General features: G+C 38.1%; 16 protein-coding genes. 4 read left to right on the top strand and 12 right to left on the bottom strand.

Annotation, left to right across the window (positions count from 1 at the left end):
* Position 1: 1 nt before the first annotated feature.
* From N7U62_RS04965 to N7U62_RS04955, 3 genes are all read left to right on the top strand, one after another.
* Positions 2-685: an ABC transporter ATP-binding protein gene (locus N7U62_RS04965; protein WP_318840636.1), complete on the top strand. Its 684-nt coding sequence runs from the start codon at positions 2-4 to the stop codon at positions 683-685.
* A gap of 100 nt (positions 686-785) precedes the next feature.
* The gene (locus N7U62_RS04960) at positions 786-1,649 is read left to right on the top strand and encodes a 3'(2'),5'-bisphosphate nucleotidase CysQ family protein (protein ID WP_264136789.1); all 864 of its coding nucleotides are present in this window, start codon (positions 786-788) and stop codon (positions 1,647-1,649) included.
* Between the two features lie 226 nt (positions 1,650-1,875).
* On the top strand, positions 1,876-3,288 hold the full coding sequence (locus tag N7U62_RS04955) for a T9SS type A sorting domain-containing protein (RefSeq protein ID WP_264136786.1): 1,413 nt from the start codon (positions 1,876-1,878) through the stop codon (positions 3,286-3,288).
* Between the two features lie 579 nt (positions 3,289-3,867).
* On the opposite strand, the gene N7U62_RS04950 is transcribed toward N7U62_RS04955, so the two are convergent.
* The 7 genes from N7U62_RS04950 to N7U62_RS04920 form a co-directional block, all read right to left on the bottom strand.
* On the bottom strand, positions 3,868-4,752 hold the full coding sequence (locus N7U62_RS04950) for an HNH endonuclease family protein (RefSeq protein ID WP_264136784.1): 885 nt from the start codon (positions 4,750-4,752) through the stop codon (positions 3,868-3,870).
* The gene (locus N7U62_RS04945; protein WP_264136783.1) at positions 4,749-6,986 is read right to left on the bottom strand and encodes an AAA family ATPase; all 2,238 of its coding nucleotides are present in this window, start codon (positions 6,984-6,986) and stop codon (positions 4,749-4,751) included. Before N7U62_RS04945 ends, N7U62_RS04950 begins: the two co-directional genes overlap by 4 nt.
* Positions 6,983-8,320: a hypothetical protein gene (locus tag N7U62_RS04940; protein ID WP_264136782.1), complete on the bottom strand. Its 1,338-nt coding sequence runs from the start codon at positions 8,318-8,320 to the stop codon at positions 6,983-6,985. The genes N7U62_RS04945 and N7U62_RS04940 overlap by 4 nt, the downstream gene beginning before the upstream one ends.
* A 13-nt stretch (positions 8,321-8,333) precedes the next feature.
* The gene (locus tag N7U62_RS04935) at positions 8,334-10,337 is read right to left on the bottom strand and encodes an ATP-binding protein (protein WP_264136781.1); all 2,004 of its coding nucleotides are present in this window, start codon (positions 10,335-10,337) and stop codon (positions 8,334-8,336) included.
* A complete protein-coding gene (locus N7U62_RS04930; protein ID WP_264136780.1) occupies positions 10,324-11,283 on the bottom strand; it encodes a DNA-methyltransferase in 960 nt (319 codons plus the stop codon). Before N7U62_RS04930 ends, N7U62_RS04935 begins: the two co-directional genes overlap by 14 nt.
* Positions 11,284-11,318: 35 nt before the next feature.
* Positions 11,319-11,513: a helix-turn-helix transcriptional regulator gene (locus N7U62_RS04925; RefSeq protein ID WP_264136779.1), complete on the bottom strand. Its 195-nt coding sequence runs from the start codon at positions 11,511-11,513 to the stop codon at positions 11,319-11,321.
* A gap of 92 nt (positions 11,514-11,605) precedes the next feature.
* Entirely contained in the window at positions 11,606-11,875 is a 270-nt protein-coding gene (locus tag N7U62_RS04920) for an SRPBCC family protein (protein WP_264136778.1), read from the bottom strand.
* Positions 11,876-12,131: 256 nt separating this feature from the next.
* On the opposite strand from N7U62_RS04920, the gene N7U62_RS04915 reads away from it, so the two are divergent.
* The gene (locus tag N7U62_RS04915) at positions 12,132-12,824 is read left to right on the top strand and encodes a DNA-binding domain-containing protein (RefSeq protein ID WP_264136777.1); all 693 of its coding nucleotides are present in this window, start codon (positions 12,132-12,134) and stop codon (positions 12,822-12,824) included.
* Between the two features lie 240 nt (positions 12,825-13,064).
* Here the strand turns inward: N7U62_RS04915 and N7U62_RS04910 are convergent, their stop codons facing one another.
* The 5 genes from N7U62_RS04910 to N7U62_RS04890 form a co-directional block, all read right to left on the bottom strand.
* Complete coding sequence (locus N7U62_RS04910; protein WP_264136776.1) at positions 13,065-14,042, bottom strand: trypsin-like serine peptidase; 978 nt, start codon at positions 14,040-14,042, stop codon at positions 13,065-13,067.
* Positions 14,043-14,050: 8 nt separating this feature from the next.
* A complete protein-coding gene (locus N7U62_RS04905; RefSeq protein WP_264136774.1) occupies positions 14,051-14,509 on the bottom strand; it encodes a hypothetical protein in 459 nt (152 codons plus the stop codon).
* A gap of 166 nt (positions 14,510-14,675) precedes the next feature.
* A complete protein-coding gene (locus N7U62_RS04900) occupies positions 14,676-15,329 on the bottom strand; it encodes a hypothetical protein (protein WP_264136773.1) in 654 nt (217 codons plus the stop codon).
* Between the two features lie 24 nt (positions 15,330-15,353).
* Positions 15,354-16,055, bottom strand: a complete 702-nt coding sequence (locus N7U62_RS04895) for a hypothetical protein (RefSeq protein ID WP_264136772.1) — start codon at positions 16,053-16,055, stop codon at positions 15,354-15,356.
* A gap of 11 nt (positions 16,056-16,066) precedes the next feature.
* The gene (locus tag N7U62_RS04890; protein WP_264136771.1) at positions 16,067-16,408 is read right to left on the bottom strand and encodes a hypothetical protein; all 342 of its coding nucleotides are present in this window, start codon (positions 16,406-16,408) and stop codon (positions 16,067-16,069) included.
* Positions 16,409-16,419 lie beyond the last annotated feature (11 nt).

Here is a 16,419-nt window from a genome sequence, read left to right as displayed (position 1 = left end):
CATGGAAGCACTGATCAAAACAAACGAACTGAGTCGCCACTATGCCATGGGAGACAACCTGGTCAAAGCCCTGCATGGAGTGGATATAGAAATCCAAAAAGGGGAGTATGTGGCCTTTATGGGCCCTTCGGGATCGGGTAAAACCACATTAATGAACATCATCGGCTGTCTGGATACACCTACGGCAGGGGAGTTTTGGCTCAACGATTCACTGGTCTCTGACATGAAAGACGATGACCTGGCTAGCATCCGAAATGCCCAAATCGGTTTTGTATTCCAGAACTTTAATCTGCTGCCCAGACAGTCGGCGCTGGACAATGTAGGCTTGCCGCTGGTCTATGCAGGTATCGGCGAAGAAGAACGAAAAGAACGTGCCATGGCCGCTCTGGAGCGGGTAGGATTGGGCGAACGCTACGAACACAAACCCAACGAAATGTCAGGGGGTCAGCGACAAAGAGTGGCCATAGCCAGAGCTCTGGTCAACAATCCGAGTTTGATACTGGCGGATGAGCCCACAGGTGCACTGGACACCAAGACTTCTTATGAAATCATGCAGCTATTCGACGAGCTCAACGAAGCGGGCAACACCATCATCATGGTGACGCACGAAGAAGACATAGCCGAATATGCCAAGAGGATCGTGAGAATGAGAGATGGGCAGATCGAGCGAGAAGACAGGAAATAGTTAACAAAGAGATAACAAATTGATTTACGCCTGATTTGTCTGTCTGATCACTTAGGGCTAGATTGAATCTGATCTTAGATTCAGATTACAAAAATTGCCTATGATATTAAATACTGGACAGCTCAGCGAATTGGCCCAACTGGCAGAAACCGCCGCAGCAGATGCGGCCGCTTTCATCCGTCAGCACAACAGCGGGGAGATCAAGGTAGACACCAAACACGGCAGCAGCGAAGCTTCGTCTGTGGTGACCTGGGTGGATCTGAAATGTCAGGACATCATACTGAAACACCTGCAGGCCAGCATACAACGCTATGACCTGGGTCTGCTGACCGAAGAGTCTGAAGATGACGAGTCGCGTCTTCACAAAGACTATTTTTGGTGCATCGATCCGCTGGACGGTACCTTGGCTTTTACAGAGCGCAGACCGGGCTATTCTGTGAGCATCGCGCTGATGAGTCGCTCAGGAGAGCCACAGATCGGAGTGATACACGAGCCGATCACAAATAAGCGTCTCACAGCGATCAAAGGTCTGGACGTATCGGGAGAACTGCTGCAGCATTGGTCAACTGAAACTGACAAGCTCTACGTGATGATCGACGGTGGCGTCAGACATCTGGCCGAATACCAAAGCGTGCTACAGGCGCTAGAGAAAGAAGCTAAATACATGGGACTGTCTGGGCTCGAATATATCAGTGGTGCTGGTGCTATACTGCAGGCCACCCGTGTAGCAGCCAGTCCACACGCGCTGTATTTCAAATTGCCCAAGCGCAAACGCGGTGGCGGCAGCATTTGGGACTTTGCGTCTACGGCTTGTCTGTTTCAGGAGATGAAGTTGCCGCTCTGCGATGCACAGGGACAAGTGCTAGACTTCAATAGTTCGCACAGCACATTTTTCAATCATTGTGGAATCGTATACGCCACAGAGGAGAGACTGGCTGAAATAGTGATAAACCGGCAAAGCTAGGTATCCAGTTAAATAACGTTATTTACGATAGTAACTACCATTAATGATTCAAAGGTTTTAAATGAGGCTTTAATGTTAAAACTAACAACCTCTATCTGAATTCAGAAAAGAATAACACTGCTTTAATCCTGATTATTTTATATTAATTCTATAATTATTATAACTTTATCCTCAGCATGTATTATGAATTCATAAACTTAAACTTTCAGTAAAGAATTCAACCCCAATGAAAATCATTCCAATCTACCTGTTACTCTTGTTGATCGTAGGGCAGGCCTTAGCACAAAATGGTACGGTATCAAAGGTTGCCATTAAAACACAAAACAATAAAGCTTCCTTCTTGAACCCCAGAGGCTTTGTCATTTATCTACCCGAGAATTTCGATGATTCTGGTGAAACCAAATACCCAGTCATTTTCTGGCTGCATGGCCTGGGCAAAGATGGCGATGGCTCCCTGAACAATTTGAATAAGATATACAATGATCAAATCTGCGAATGGCTCAAAACCCATGATATCCCATTTATCGTATTTGCTCCTCAGGATCACAATGGATACTTTGGAGGCGCATATCCATCCCGATTGACCCGTTTCGTACAATGGGCTACAGAAGAATACGTTGACAACATAGATTTTTATCAATTGCATTTGGCTGGACTATCAGCTGGGGGCTATGGTATTAGAGAATTTATTGTCGAAAATGACGACTTGTATAAGATGTTTGCCACGCTGACCCCCATGTCAACCAATTTGAATAATGCCAACAATTATGCACAAAGGATCATCAACAATGACCAATATGTATGGATTCATCACGGGACCAATGATTCTTCACCCAATGCAATAGGGGCTGTAGAGAACTTCCACAATGCAGTACAGAGCTTAGATCCCAAAAGATCAAGACTAACTGCCTACAAAGGCATGGGACATAGTGCCTGGGAAGAAGTCTATGACAACACTGGTCAAGGCAAGGAGCAGCTAGAAGGCACCATTTCAGGTACAGAATATTACAACTGGACAGCAGAAGATGATACCTGGTACGAATGGCTGACATTACACACCAAAACCCATGCGCCAAGCAGATTGAAAATCTCGAACACTGAATTGGAAGATGAAGAAGCGGCTGGTACAATAGTCGGTCAGTTGTCTGGAAATGGTTCGTATCCTAGAAAATATCTGCTGGTGTCTGGCGAGGGTGATGCTGACAATGATAAATTCTCAATCAATAGTTCCAATGAATTGGTGATTGAAGAAGCGACAAGATTTATCGATCAAAGCAGCTACCAGGTACGTGTCGGGCTTTCAAACAGCGAAGGATCTTATGAAGTTCCATTGGTAATCTCTGTAGACGGAATTCTCAGTGCAGACGCTAATGATTATCCTGGAGGTATTTCTTTATACCCGAATCCAGTAAAGGTTGGGACGCACAGTCTAATTTTGGATTTGGATAACGCATACAAAGGTCAATTGGATTACCAGATTGTAAATCTTTCCGGAGCATTAGTGACCGAGGGTAGCTGGATCAAAAACTCCAAGGTATTCTCTCAGCCTGTCAACATCGAAAGTATCGAAAGGGGAATATTCATATTGAAGTTGAAGGGGAATGATTTCCAGGATTCCATACAGTTTATAAAAATGTAAAAATTAGGCAATAAAGGTCATAAGACTGGATTGTCTATAGTTATATTTAACATAATATTAATTATATAACATTAATATGGATTTGCCGGAATAGCTGCGCAGCGGATATTTAAGCGTCCGTCGCACCGATAAAATCAGTTATCGATCCTGATGAGTCCTTCGCGATCAAGTTCAATAACGATTCCGCTTATAGATTAAGGCAAAACACATCCTTGCCTATATAATTAATAATATCACAAGCCATATTAAGAGCGTCATTCTGAGGAATCAGTCAGCTGATAAGCTGAATGATGACGTGAGAATCTCCTTGAGCCTTGCAGGCAGTTTCAAAGACTGGCTTACTTTCAACAATGTTCGCTTAATCTCTCAAGCCGTTGGGCTCATCCTTTTTTATCGGCAGCCGATGCTGTGATAAAAAGTATGCAAAAAACTAGCGGTTCGACGTTTCGACAAAATAATTACCTATTAGTCCACTGACCTACCCACGCCCAGGTATTTTGGCAGGCCATCGCTCAATTCTTACTTAACATAATATTGCTATACTGGAAGATTTTTCTCGTATCCGACCCAGTTCACATATTACACATTTACTGAGAAATTACTTTTCATAAATTCACCAATAACTTGTTTTGCCATAGCGGAATACGGTTCTGTTGGCTTCATGTACTTCTTCAATATTGTTAATTCCCTTTTAAGAATATCGTTGAAATAGATCTGCATTGCAGTCTCTTTAGTGAGACTATCATTTACATTTTTCACACCTTCTTTTACTCTTTGGATTTGTGCTAGAATTTCTATTAACACCTTTTCTCTTGCTTGTACCAAAGGAACTCTTTGCAATACATATACTTCTATTGATTTTTTACCTTTTTCGCTTGGAATACCATCTATTTTTTTAGGTTTTATGACACCACTATTGATGTCATATTCAAGGTGGATTTCAGGATTTTCCTCGCAAGGATTAAGTAACAATCTATATGACTCTTCATTATTTATGCCATTTGGATTGCTATGTGATCTGACATACTTTTGTGGATCAATCAAAGGAAATTGATTCATTTTGCCCATTGTTTTAGCATTGGCCTCACCATGAATCTGATGAGTAAGCTTTTGATTACAATTCCTGCACGATAGAAGTAAATTATCCCAGTCTGCTGCGAGCCAGTAGTACCCAGGTTTTGACGGATTTGCTTCATCAATTTCACCTTTAGGTCTAAAATGTTCAATATCCCCAGAGTAGACATGAAGAAAAGTACTTTCGCAATAGGCACATTTCTTTTTGAAAAGCTTAATAAGGGCTTCCTTAACTTCTTTATCTCTGTATACTGAAAATTTCTTATAAGGCTTAGTATTGAATGGATTTGAGTAATAAGCTATAGCTTTAGCAGTTTCCTTTCCGCCTTTCGAATTTGTACCATCAAGAACCTTAGGTTTTGGTATAGTATTCCTATCGATTTCTATCATCCCTCCTGCTCGATTTTTTCCCAAATTGAAATCACTCTTTCAACAGCCTCTTTTTTTAAATCCTCCATCTTCATTCCTTCATCCTTGACTTTTCTTGCTAACAATTCATCAATAACATGGTATACTAAATTCTCACGAATATTGTCTCCAAGGTGCTTGATACGAGGAATAAGCTGACTCAACTCAACAAGTCGCGTCTTTTCTTTCAAGTCCCTCTCCTCTTCATCTTTCGCTAATAGTCCATAGTATTCTTCGAAGATTTGTTCGGTTTTAGGGTCAAATGTGCTTTTCAATCCAAAGAACTCTGAGGTTAGTATTTGATCAATTCTAAGCTCGCTTGGATCAGGCAAATCATCTATTGCAATAATTTCATTAGCATCATTTTTTGCCAGAACTATAACTTCACCTGGCCCCAAGCCCCGTAAACAGAGTGGTTCATGGGTTGAAACAATGAATTGAAGATTTGGAAATGAGCTCCTCAGCCTTTCAACAACTTGCATTTTCCATCTGGGATGAAGGTGCGTTCCTATCTCATCAATTAGTACAATTCCATGTGCCAGGTTATAATTAATATTCTCTGATGAAAGGCTTGACATGATATCAACGGCCATAGCGTAAACCATTTTATATCCATCACTCAACTCATCAATAGAAATGGGTTTTTGGTCAGGGAAAGTAACCTGTATCTCTTTATTAATTCTTCTTAGGACACAATTTTCATTAAGAAGCATTAACTCCTTCAGAGTGGTTGCTTCTCTATCAAATTCACCTCGACTTCTTGATAACAACCATTCATTGGCATCTCTAAGAGCGATAGAATAATCAAAGAGGTTACCAACTCTGATATTGTTAAATTCACTTTGCTCAGATCTTATATCACCCTTTGGTAATAATCTTACTGAGCCATATGCAATTATGTTTGTTAGGGGTTCTTCAACACTTGTTTTGATTGAGTTATCCTTCTTGGAAAAATTGACAATGACTTCTTGACCTTGATTATATGTCAGCTTAATGTGACCTGATTGTTTTCCATTCTTAAGTAATTTTTTTGAATTGATCTCATGTGACAGCTTTGCTATAGATGATTTATTAAGTAATGCAATACTAATTGCTTTAAGTATTGAGCTTTTACCTACACCATTTTCACCAAGAATCAAATGCCAGGGTTCACCACTTTCACTATTATCTAGCCTTGTTTGCGATAAATTGAGGTTTATATAATCAAAACACTTGTAGTTTTTCAATTCAAGTCTCTCCAGAAAAACTTGATTGGTTTTAATAGTTGGCGTGTGTGCTGAGATTGATAAATCAGAAGTCTTTGTGGGTATTTTTACTACATTCTCTTTTGGGGTTGTTTTGGGTTTGGGAACAACCTTTTTCTTAATCGGATCTTTAGTTTTGATTTTTTGAAGGTCACTTTGAGAAGTCTTGTCTAAAATATGTTCCTCAATTTCTGAAATGGTTTGAATTCTATCAAGGATTAGTGTCTTTGTAGCTGCGACATATGGTCGACTACTTTTCTCAGAAATTATTTCGCGCCACGCTGCTACTATTTCATTAATTCTAGACCAATTGTTTTCTTTCTTTCGCCAAAGCTTTGACAGTTCTTCCCATTCTCCGAAAGTATTTTGAATTTCATTTTTCCTGAGCCCTACAAGCTTACTTCTGTTTAGATTAAGCAATTCGATTGTTACTTTTCCTCTTTCAGATAAATATTCAATTTCTCCAGAATTATTAAAACTGAAATGGTCAGATGGCATATCCTTACAGGGATCTATAAATAAAGGTTTCTCCTTTTTGAGGATATCTTCATAATTGCTTTCAGGTTTCGCCCTTTTACCAACTACCGGAAACCAAGTTGCCTTATATCGATTACATTCTGAGCACGCCAAATAGAAATTGTTCCAATTGTAGGTTAACCACCAATAATGATCTTGAGAAAACTCCTTCTCGTCACCTCTTGCACCAAATTTTGGTCTAAAGTGATCATATTCTGTTTTTGATCCTTTCTTAACAATTGATTCACAGTATGCACATTTGCTTCTAAATAAACTGTGCAATGAAATTTTAATGGGTTCTCTAAGATCAAATTCAAAAGGCCTTGAGTATCGCTTTTGACTTCTGGATTTACTTGGTTGATTGTAAAATTCTTTTAATCTATCATTAGCAATTTCCATTTCTTTAGTGGAAAACACCTCTGGAATACTGACAATATTTCTATCAACGAAAATCATTTTACGGTCTTTGTGGCAAACTTTTCAAGAATAACAGAACTTGGGTGATTAGATAATGATATCAGCTTATTGGCAAGGGCAACAGGTATTATGGCATTATCATACATGTCACATCTAAGTTTTTCGATATTCCACAGAATCATATCAAGATTGTTGAAATCTTTTCGTTGCGGATTAAGTACAATTGATTCACTATCAACAGGTAACGTAACAACATGCATACGTTCATCTCTTGATTTGAAAATCAGTTTGGAACTATAGTAAGATGTACTTCCATATGGATCCGGTGTATCAGGATCACCTGGAAGAATGTTTTGATATATATGCTTATTGTCAAGAATTAAGGCCTGGCCTGGTTTTATCAAATCCTTTATTTCATCTGCATGCTCTACGAATGCTCCTGATTTTTCAAGCCCTGCAAAAAACAAATTATTAGTTTGAAACAAGAAGTTGCAGAGTCTTCTCATGGGCTTATGTAAACCAGCAGTTTGACCAAAGAAAGCCAAAGGACCGTCTTTTATGAACATGAATGATTGGAGAAGTTCTGGCTTTGAGGCCCTTACATTTTTTATTTGATGTATTAAGTTGAAATGCTCAATGAGATTGGTCAAATAACCCAAAATACCTCCAGCACCTGTTTCATTGTCCACTACTTCATGGAATCGAAAAATATCGGTAATCAATATTGACCTTCCACAATTCTCGCAATCTTGAGAAAAGTCCGGATGGAATTTTGTTCTATAGAGGTCTATTCTAGTTTCGTGGCAATGAGGACAACTAGCTAACTGATACGAATCAATTGGTTGATTATACTCTTCATATAAGAACCAATGCAATGTTTCTAAAAGAGTCGTTCCGTCATCCTTTCTTTGAAAAAAGCGGTAGATGCTCTGCCTTACAGATTCGACTAATGAGTTAGACTTATTATATGCAACATTTTTAGTGGGCAAAACCAGCTTATCTCTTTCCAAATCCTTCAGCTTCGTCATTGCTTCCCTAGAAATAAAAGGTTGCTCAGAAATATGATCAAGGTCATTTGTACTTAGTAACAGCGTTCCGAATTGAAAAAATGTGAGTAGCGAGGAAGGAAAAGTCTTTTTTACCGGGACTGTCGAATAACCGCCATCGACAGCAATTATGTGTTTTACATGATTTGAATTCGGAAAGTTAACATCAATGATTAGTGTATCATTAATTGATATTTCTTCTTTTCCTTTTGGATATTCACAATTTTCAAGGAATTCTCGAACGTCAGAATCATTAATAATATTTGAATGAGATGACATACTTGCCAACTCTTGAGGTCTTTTCCCATATCTACTTGAATATGACATCCTTATTTTTAGGTTATTGTGAAGTTGAGAACTTGTCAATCTGAACAGGGACCACAAATGGATTTGAATAAGTTTTCATTCTAACAAAACCCTTATCATTTTTCGCACTGAATCGAATTAATGAGTCCGTAAAATCACTAAAGTCATAGTATTTCCTCAATTCTCTGATTTCATCTTCGTTATTGAGATGTGCTATAAACCAGTTTTGTGTGTTCTTAAGAATGTTGGAACTGATTGATGATACTTCTTGGGTAGCGTACATCATTCCTAAATTAAGTTTGGCTCCTTCTTTCGCTATTCTATTGTATATCTTATTCAAATCTTTATCCTCTTTTTGGGGAAATAAGTTATGAGCTTCTTCGAAATAAAATTGGATGAAATTATTAGGTGAATTGGCTATAAACCGGTTCATTGAATCATTAAAAATGCTCTTACATAGCATTTCAGAATACATTTTTTGTATGCCAGGATTACCTTGAGAAATATCTACAATCACAATCTTCCCTTGTCGTAGAAGCTTTACTATATCTGATGTAAAAGCTTCATCACCTGTCGGAGTATGTTGTTCGATAATACCTCTTAATCTCAAATAACCATTATTATCTACTGATTTACCTGGTTTTCTCTTTCTCGTAAGGAAAACTAATATAGCTTGTAAGTCTTCATCAGCCCACTCTTTATCCCTTTTAGCTCGATAATTCTTAAAGAAATCATTGCCATAATTATCCCAGATTGTTTCAAACCAATTAATAGCCTGATCAAAAGAAATACCTCTTTTAGGGTCCAGGCTACCGTCAGGTTTAACTAGATTATTCAAATCAGCATTACCTGAGAATTTAAGAGTTTTCATATCACTAGGTAACGGGAAATTTGCTTTCTTTAAGCAACATAAATAAGCGGCTATTTTTCTTTCCCACCTACATTTAGCACTTTCATCCAAATCATCACTAGGCTTCTCCAGATTGACAGCCAAAAGACTTTTTACAAAGTCAGCTGAGTCATCAGCAAGGTAACTTTTGATCAATTCGAATCCTGCTTGGATTTGCTTATAAAAATTCACCTTCATTACTGTAAATCCAGGTTTATCCAGCACACTATATCTGGTTACATCACTGGCATACATTTCAAAAATGGCTGTCCCTTCGTCCTGAAGATTGGCATTTGCGTATTCCCCATTGACATCAAAGATTATTTGACCGACCATGTATTTTGGTGATCCTTTTTCAGTAAATGACTCCAAATTTTCTTCAGTCTTGATGGATTTATCACCAAGAGAGGATCGAGCTTTAGATGAAATTTCAGTCGTCGCTTGAATTACCTTTTTTACCGTGTTCGATTTTCCTGTTCTTGTCATCCCAAACAAGGCGCTTCTTTTACCAATCAAGTCTGCTGGATTAAGATAAACCTTAGCCTGTTCTGATTTATTCTGAAATCTTAAGCTTGAACTGTATCTTACTGATCCTAGAGGAAATTCATTTTCATTGCCTGGTACAATATCTGGGGAATCACGTTGATTTACTATGTATCCTAAGACATCATTGTTTACTTTATAAACACTATAATGGTGTGCAGAATAGAAATTTTCTAAGTCAGCCCCAAATTCAATCGCTTTTTCTCCAGATCTATAAAATGTTCCTAGCACTCTACATTCTAAACCTGAGAAGCTAAACTCATATCTTGTAAAATCATCGAGTTTCGAATTCTTGCCTGATGTTGGCAGGTTGTCTTTATAATACTCAATCATTGAACCTACAACCGCACTATCAGTAGGAAGTCTCGCTGGGTTCAAAGCTCTCAATAAAATTGCTTCTTCCACTTCATCTTCATTATCATAAAATGCCAACAAGAATGTGCCCTGAGCTATTCCATTCACCTTTTGTTTATCATCATCGCATACCAATACACTTGCTTTGTTATAATCCAACTGAAAGGGATGGCCAACGAACAGTTCAGACTTTCTACCCTCTTTTAAAGGGTCAACGGATGCTATTCTTTTTATTTCTTCATTTACTGTCATTACGGTGAACCTTTTTAGGTGGTGAGATTTTAGGGTCTTGGAATCTGATTTTAGACTGTTTTATATAGCTATCATCAATTTCAAATGAAATCCATTTTCTTGAACTTAATTCTGCGCAATAACCAGTAGTATTACTTCCCCCGAACGGATCAAGTACCAAATCTCCTTTATCGGTTAAAAACTCAATAAAAAATTCAATTAAACCCTTATTCATTCTTGCTGGATGCGGTGTGATATTTTTCTCACGGCATTTCTTGAGAAAATAGTCATTGGAATTTGTATTGGAATAACTCAATACGTTATGAGGTAAACGTACATCTCTTTTTTCATCCAATGATTCCAATTCGAAAAAATTATGAGAAATGCTACCTCCATGATCTTTCAAAAATCCATCTCCACTAATGACGTGTTCAGATGGTCTTTTTCCCGAGTTGTATTCTTGCTTTTCCAACAACTTCTTCATGCTCTTACTATAAGGTCTAAGTACCTTACTGTTATCGGCTTTTGGAAAATCAGATTTTGCAATCCACCAAACATGGGTGTAGCTATCTACAGTTCTTAGTCTGTTGACCGTAACCCACTGTGCTGGGGAGGGCAGTTTTGACGGGTTATAGCATATAAACTCTTGAATCAATCTTAATTCTGATGTTGGATGATTTACAAGTCCTAATAAGCATTCAAGATGGAGCAGAGATTGTACAGGTCTTTCTGGTTCCCAAGAATTACCTATTTCTATAACAAGTGACCCCTTCTCTGATAGTAACTTGGAAAAGACGGGTGCAAGCCCAATAAACCAATTGCGATAATCTTCTCCTATTTTATTACCGTACTTCTTTTTGTTATTGAGCGGAAACGGTGGAGAGGTTATTATTAAATCTACCTTTCCTTCCAGATTTTCAACAACTTCCTCACTTTGAAGAAGCTTTACGGCATCACCTTTGACCATTCTACCTAGCTGCGTTGAATAAACTATACTCACGGCTAGATATTATTTGGAGTTATAAGTTCCCGTACATCAATATCCAAGATATTTGCAATTTTATGCAAATCTTCTAGACTCGGTTGCCTTCTATTTTGAACATATGAGTTTACCATATTGTAACTCTTATTTAGCTTCTCAGCTAGCCAGGTTTGAGTAACAGCTTTTTCAAATAACACTTCTTTTATCCGATTCATCATACTTTTATTTGATGAGGTGCCAAAATAGATAGAAAATATTGTATATCATAAAATGAGATAGTGCTATTCAGAAGGTAAATAACTAGTCATTAATATTTTTGCAAACTCCTACAATTCTGAATCTCAAACCATCCCCATTTCTTGGTATTTTCTCTCCCCTCTTCAGCCACTTCCTTAATCACTTGATTGCGCTGGGTGAGTAGGCGTGTCATGTAGCGTTGGAGAAAGAGGACGTCCGCCAGTCGTCCGAGCAGGTCCAGAGGCGAAGTGTAGTCGAAATGATCGGTCATTACTGTGCCAGCTACTGTGGTCTTAAAATGATGCTCATGACGGAAGCTTTGGAAGGCTCCCTGAATCATGTAAGACTAACCAAACGAATTAACCAGCTATGCATGAACCAACCGTCTTCGGCATCCTGTCGGAGTTTCACTCTTTTCAACAACACATCGACCCATCATCGGGCTTTTGTCTAGCGGCCCTTCCCTCCCGCTCACCGCCTTAGCTGCTTCAGCACGGGGTATTTATAGGCATGTAATGCAAATAAAAGCCCTCTACCGACACACAGCAGCCAGAGAAAAATCGAATCGATTTTTTAACTTTTAATACACAAATAATATGAGCATACAGTATAGTTTGTTCTCCAATCACCTTACTGAAGCCGACGACTTCATAGGGATCATTCAGAATCAAGAATCCAAGAGCCTCGAAGACCTGATCGACGAAATGATCGGTAGAGGTAGTACAGTTACCAAGGCAGAGGCGCTATCTGTCCTGGAGGAGTTTCATGGCGCAGTAGAAAGGACCCTCGAAGCGGGATACAGCATCAACACAGATTTGTTTCGTATCTCACCCTCGATCCAGGGAGTATTTGACAATCAGCAAGACAGCTTCGATCGATCTCGTCACTACCTGCGTCTGAATGTAACCGCTGGCGGTCGAATCAATCCGATCGCTGAGACCTTGAAACCAGTGAAAGTAGAAGGCCAGGCTCCACAGCCTAACCCTAAAACCTTCAGAGACTTCAATTCTGACACCATCAATGAGACTTTGAGTGCAGGGGGTGTGGGTGAGCTCAGAGGCAGCCGCCTCAAATTTGACGCGAGCGACCAGCAGCAGGGTGTCTTCTTTATAGCAGCTGACGGTACCGAAACCCGTGCCACCCAGTATTTCCGCAACAAGCCTAGCAATGTGATCCTTGGTGTACCAGAGGGCCTGGCAGCCGGACCCTATAGATTGGAGGTTCGTACCATCTTCACTAACAACAAATCCATACGCAAAGGCAGTCTTCTTGAAGAATTGACCGTCTGACAATTACTCATAGAGTTGTGAGTGAATACTCATCAGATCACTGAGCTAGTACTCATGACTCTCGTGAGTTAGTACTCACTACATCGCTGAGTTAGTACTCATCAGTGTCATGAGTTAGTACTCACGATTTTGCGATCTGTCTAATGAAACCACCCCGTTATTCATATTTTGATAATTGGGGTGGTTTTTTGTTCAAAAGGTGCTCGATAATGAATTTATTTTGTATTCTAAAATTGCCAATTAAAAAGACGAACTCATTATCTTAACTATACTATCAAATAGAGCCATACTTATTCTAGTTGCCCCATTACCAGAATAATCACCTGTAGTATGTATGGCACATACATGATAAGGTTTGTAATTATCGAATTTGCTCCATACACCACTTCCACTTTGTCCACCCATTGTATCTATATCATAAATAACCCTTTGGTTTGACGTTGATTTAATAATATCGGCATGGGTCCACATTTGTCTACCACCTTTATCTCCTGGATATCCTGTAACATTAACTCTATGACGTAATAATTTACGATGGTCACGATAAGCTATTATTCCCAAATGACCAGTTTTTTTATAAATTTCTTCGTTAAGAATCAACATGCCAAAATCCCAATTTGTATCGCTTTTCTCAGTCCATCCCTTTACACTCCAAAGCTTTACAACTGGAATACCACCAAAAGGCAGATAGTTGTCATTCTGAGCCGGATAAAACATTACAGATTTAGCCCAACCACCATCACGCTTTGAGAACACACAATGCCCCGCTGTAATTACATGATGTTTATTGACTATTGTACCGGAACCGATATAAACTTTATTATTCGGAAACTTAATTACCATATGACCATGCGTTAAATATGGCCAAGAGGTGGTTTGATTAATCCTTTTACGATCGTCAGTACCAATAATTACTTCTGCAATTTGATCATTAGGGTATTTTGAAAAATTAAATGACTTATTTATTTCATCAAGTTCTTCAGAATAATTTTCATTCTGCTCTTTATAACCTGAAACTGGAATTGGGTTTTCGCTTGCCAATTCAACTTTTTCTATTTGCTCGGGAACAATTGAAACTGAATCGGTATCAGATTGGATTTGAAAAGATGAATTTAGTGGCTTCAAATCCAATAAAGTATTACTAACTAATTGTTGATTTTTGTCATTCATGATTTTAGTTTTTTTTTGATTAGATTTTTTTATATCATTTATTTTCAAAATCAAATTCAATTTTGAAACATTATTATTGATTCGAATTTGCCAGTATTATCCTCTAAAAGAATTGGTGTTTTCCCACTAGGAACCATATTTAATACATCAATTGTATTAAACCATAGGAACGTTTCTGATTTTGGAACATACATAATTGTGAATCCACTTTCTTTAACTACGACTGGGGAAACTTCTGTTTCATTTGTAAAATCCTTTTTATAGTTAACTTCAAGCCTTGATGACAGATTGCTTTCATTTTTGGTCAATCCTGTGCCAATATCAATTTGACCTTTACAAAAAACGATATAATTAGATTCACTATATAGTGCGAGTTTCCCTCTTTTATTTGTAAGGAGTGCATCAACCTTTGCAATAATTTCGGGTGTTTCGGCAACATAGTATAACTCATATGGTTTACAACTGACTAGAATTGATAGTAGCAGAATAACAATTATTACTCTATTATTTTTCATAAGTATTTGGTTTATTAATTGGAAATTGAATTGGTGGTAGATTAGGCCTTTCTTAAGAGCAAAGGCCTTACCCTAATATTGTGAAAATGAAATTACAGCATCGATGCCCCTCATGGAACAAATAACTAGTAAGTGGTAGCCTAAATCTAGTTTCTGGAAGAAATATTTAGATTCTGGATAAGTAAATTTTTGATCTGGGATGTAAAAGAAATCCTATGCTAAATAGGACATAGCAAATGATATTGATCACATTGTGCATAGGCCATAGCTCTTCAGCCAGTCCAGGAATACGCTGAAAGATCATCATGATAAAAGTGCATAGCGAGTAGCAAAAAACACCAAAGAGAAACCAAAGAGTGGAATTTTGGGCATAGGCTTTGCCTTCTTCAAGCACAGAAAGTATGACCCAACCGGATAGCACCGAAATAAGGACACGGTAAATGGCCTGAAAACCGGCATATTTCTCTACTCCATTCCCTAAATGTGGAATAAATATCTCAAGCCACATCCATAATAGAATAAGAGAAAAGAAAATAGCCTTGGAATAAAAGAGTTTTTTAGTTTTAATGTGCTGCAAAGTAAACCATGCAAAAAACAAAGCCTCTACCAGGGCATAAAATCTGCGAAGAAAATCAATAGACCCATGGGATAAGTTTTGATGGTACTGATACCAACCCATGCCATCTATGGCAAAACCAAAGAGGAGAAAAACAACAAAAAGCCGAAGTGTACCTTCGGCTTTTTGCCAGCATGACCAACAACCCAAAAAAATGGGCAGCAAAACAAATAATGTAGATATTATGGCTAGTATATAATCCACATCTAAATTTAACTCAATTATTTATTATTTAGGAGGCCATGAGTTTTCAAGAATTTTATCGTCATCAAGCAAAACTTGACTTTTTATTTCCGGAACTATGTTTTTCCCCTGCTTATCAACACCGATCAAAATAATTCTGATTTTATTATCTACGTTCTCATCAAAGCCAAAGTAGTAACGGATGTATACTATATTAGAATTATTCACAAATAATTCTAATACTTCAGGATGATTTCTATTCTCAAAAAAACCATATGGAACTTGCATATACTTTTTGAATACTGAGTTATTCAAAAAATTTGTTTTGAAGCTCAGTACTTCTGATTGGTTTATATTCATGCTGATTGGCTCTCTTTTATCAGTATGTGTACTTAGCAAATTGAATATATCCTGAGTAGAACCATCTCCAGAATACTTGAATACTGAAGCCTTAACTGGGCAATGTAAATTTTCTTTCACAGGACTCTCGAGTCTTCTGTCTTCCTCATATTGATCATTTTCTTCAAAGCTTAGAAATAATTTTGGAAAATCAGAATTTTCATCGTTTAAACAATACCAACCAGCATTTCCAGTATCCTTAACGAGGGTTTCTATTCCTCCATAAATCCCCTGCCGAAGAATGGTTCCACCAAGTGCCATTTCTCTAGCAACAGTTTCTAACTCCCTATGATTAACAAATGCCTCAATATATTTAACAGCATCTTCAAATGTTATTGCATATTCCATATTCGTATTGTTTAGGTATTAAATTGAATATAATTTGTTTCGTGTTCTTCTTTCGGGATCACCTTGCGCATCTCGAATTCTGCAGACGCGGGAGATGAAATGCTAATACTATAAGCCGAGCCTGCCTGCCCTCTAATCGTCCAGCCTAGCTTATAATCCCTTCCAGTCAAAATAGGTAGCTGAAGATATTTGGCACCTACCTCTTCTAGTATCAATTCACCATTCAGGCTTATTTCTATTTTTCCATTTTCGACGAAGGTGCTCAGCTCTAATTTTAGCATATTCCAGTTGGTTGTTTTTACTAAAGTACTTACCCATCCACTCAATACTTTGATGTTTTTGGATAGTGGCAAGGTCTATTTAG

The sequence above is a fragment of the Reichenbachiella ulvae genome (genome assembly GCF_025833875.1).
Taxonomy (GTDB): domain Bacteria; phylum Bacteroidota; class Bacteroidia; order Cytophagales; family Cyclobacteriaceae; genus Reichenbachiella; species Reichenbachiella ulvae.
The sequence above is the reverse complement of the archived record's forward strand: the minus strand, read 5'-3'. Positions and strand labels throughout refer to the sequence as shown.